Source organism: Sandarakinorhabdus sp., from assembly GCF_041689835.1.
In the GTDB taxonomy this organism is placed as follows: Bacteria; Pseudomonadota; Alphaproteobacteria; order Sphingomonadales; family Sphingomonadaceae; genus Sandarakinorhabdus.
The window spans coordinates 1-2,882 of the sequence record NZ_JBDNFM010000145.1; the positions used below are offsets into that span (position 1 = coordinate 1).

2 protein-coding genes are annotated in these 2,882 nt (G+C 64.3%); both read left to right on the top strand.

Going from position 1 to position 2,882, the window contains the following annotated elements; all coding sequences use genetic code 11:
- The coding region (locus ACESL8_RS08060; protein ID WP_372917642.1) for an N-acetylmuramoyl-L-alanine amidase at positions 1–381 on the top strand (381 nt) is incomplete at its 5' end.
- A gap of 37 nt (positions 382–418) precedes the next feature.
- Positions 419–2,827, top strand: a complete 2,409-nt coding sequence (locus ACESL8_RS08065) for a penicillin-binding protein 1A (RefSeq protein ID WP_372917644.1) — start codon at positions 419–421, stop codon at positions 2,825–2,827.
- Positions 2,828–2,882: the final 55 nt, after the last annotated feature.

The window sequence follows — 2,882 nt, forward strand, 5'->3', positions numbered from 1 at the left end:
GCCAGCGATGCCATCGCCGAACGACTGGCATCGCGCGAAAACAAGGCGGATATCATCGGCGGCATCAATCTGGGCGTGGAGGCGCCGGAGGTGGGCGAAATCATGGTTGATCTGGCGCGCCGTGCCACGGGCAATGTCTCCGTGCAGTTTGCCGACATGATGCAGGATGCGCTGGAGGAGCAGGAAATCGGCTTCCGCGGCGAATTCCACCATTTCGCCGCCTTTGCCGTGCTCAAGGCGCCCGATGTGCCGTCGGTGCTGCTTGAAACCGGCTATGTCACCAACAAGGATGATGCGCAGCGGCTGTTTTCCGAAGACGGCCGCCGCCGGTTGGCGCGCGGAATCGCCCGCGCAATTGAAAAACATCTGACCGGGAAGTGACTTCCCAGCACGCCGCGCCGCCGCTATCGCTCCACGTGTGAACCGCAATCGCCTCGTGTTGATGATGGGCCTGGCCGTGCTGCTGGCCGGCAGCTTTTATTGGCAGGCCACCAAGGGTTTGCCATCGGAAGCCGAACTCGTCACTTTCACCCCGGCCTTGCCATCAACCGTGCGCGATGTGAACGGCGCCATCGTCACCAGCTACACCCGCGAACGCCGCATCTTCGTGCCTTATGCCGAACTGCCGCCGCGCCTGTTGCAGGCCTTTGTTTCAGCGGAGGACAAGGGCTTTTTTGAGCATGAGGGCATCGACTGGCTGGGCATCGTGCGCGCCGTGTTCACCAACATCGGTTCGATTTTTTCGGATCAGCGCCCGGTTGGCGCATCCACCATCACCCAGCAGGTGGCCAAGGGCCTGGTTGGCAACGAAGTCTCGCTGTGGCGCAAGATCAGGGAGGCAATCCTGGCCCGCCGCCTCGAAGCCGCCTTGAGCAAGCAGCAGATATTGGAAATCTACCTCAACCAGATCTTCATGGGCCGCAATGCCTATGGGGTGGAGGCTGCCGCTCAGGCCTATTTCGGCAAATCGGTCGACGGTCTCGATCTGGCGCAGATGGCGTATCTGGCCATCCTGCCCAAGGCGCCGTCCACCTACGATCCCGTGCGCCGCCGTGAACGCGCGCTGGATCGGCGCGATTATGTGCTGCGGCAGATGGCAGCCAATGGCCATATCACCGAGGCGGAGCGCGGCATTGCGGCGGCTACCCCGCTGGATGCCGTTGCCAATCGCGCGCTGCCGCGCCCGCGCGACGATTATTTCATCGAGGATGTGCGCCGCACGCTGATCGCCCAGTTTGGCGAAGCGCAGGATAACGGCCCCAACAGTGTGTATGGCGGCGGGCTGTGGATTCGCACCTCGCTTGATCCGGTGATGCAGGCGGCCGCCGAACAGGCGATGCGCGACGGCATGATCCGGTATGAAGCCGGCCGGGCGTGGCGCGGACCGGCGGCACGCATCGATATGGGCGCCAAAGACTCCGGGGCTTGGCCGGGCCGCCTGTCGGGCACGCAGGTACCGCTGGGCTATCCGCGGTGGGTGAAGGCGGTGGTGCTGGCCAGGCAGGGCAACGACAGCACGATTGGTTTTACGGATGGGCGTACTGACACGCTGCGGGCCAGAAACGCTGCGCGGCCCTATCGCGCCACGGGCCGATCGGCGGCGCAGGTGCTGCGCCCCGGCGATGTGATTGCCGTCACCAGCGGCGGGAACGGTTGGGCGCTGCGCCAGCCGCCCGAAATTTCCGGCGGGATGGTGGTGGAAGAGGTCGCCTCGGGCCGCGTGCGCGCCATGGTTGGCGGTTTCGATGCCCGCGCCCAGGCCTTCAACCGCGCCACCCAGGCCAATCGCCAGCCGGGATCGACCTTCAAGCCCATCGTCTATGCCACCGCGATGGACAATGGCTTCACGCCCGCCAGCATCGTTGTCGATGGGTCTTATTGCGTGTTCCAGACGAAATTGCTGGGCACGAAATGTTTCAGGAATTTCAACAATATGCGTTCTGCCGGGCCCCAAACCATGCGTTGGGGCCTTGAACAGTCGCGCAATCTGATGACGGTGCGCATCGCTGATGCCACCGGTATGGACCGCATCGTTGCGCAGGCCAAGGCGCTGGGTGTGGGGGATTATCAGCCGGTGCTGTCGATTGCGCTGGGCGCGGGCGAAACCACGGTGATGAAGCTCACCAACGCGTATGCCCAGATTTTCAACCAGGGCCGCAAGCTGCAACCTGGCCTGATCGATTATGTGCAGGATCGCAGCGGCAAGCTGATCTGGCGGCGCGACAATCGCGGCTGCCCGGGGTGCAATGCGCCCGATTGGAACGGCGGGCCGATGCCGCGCCCCCAAGGCCGCATCGAACAGGTGATGGATGCCCGCACCGCCTACCAGATATTGCATGTGATGGAAGGCGTCATCCAGCGCGGCACCGGCACGGCGCTGCTGCCGCTGAACCGGCCATTGGCGGGCAAGACCGGAACCACCAACGGCCCCAATGATGTGTGGTTTGTTGGCGGCACGCAGGATGTCGTTGCCGGCCTTTATCTGGGATATGATCAGCCGCGCAGTCTGGGCGGTTATGCCCAAGGCGGCACCACGGCGGCGCCGATCTGGCGGCAATGGGGGCAGACGGCGCTGAAGGATTGGCCCACGCTGCCCTTTGCCATCCCGCCCGGTGTGCGCATGGTTCGCGTCGACCGGCGCTCGGGCAAGCGCGTGTTTGGCGTGTGGCCCGATCCCGGTTACAAGCCCGCCGTGATCTGGGAGGCCTTCAAGCCCGACAGTGAACCGCGCCGCATCAACCGCGCCAACGACGTGTTTGATCGCCGCAGCGCCGGGCCGATTCGTTCGGATGCCGAGTTTCTGGAATCCGAAGGCGGCATCTATTGAGGCATTGGGGTTGCCAGCGTCCCCGCGCGCCTCTATCCCGCCGCTTCGTCATTCA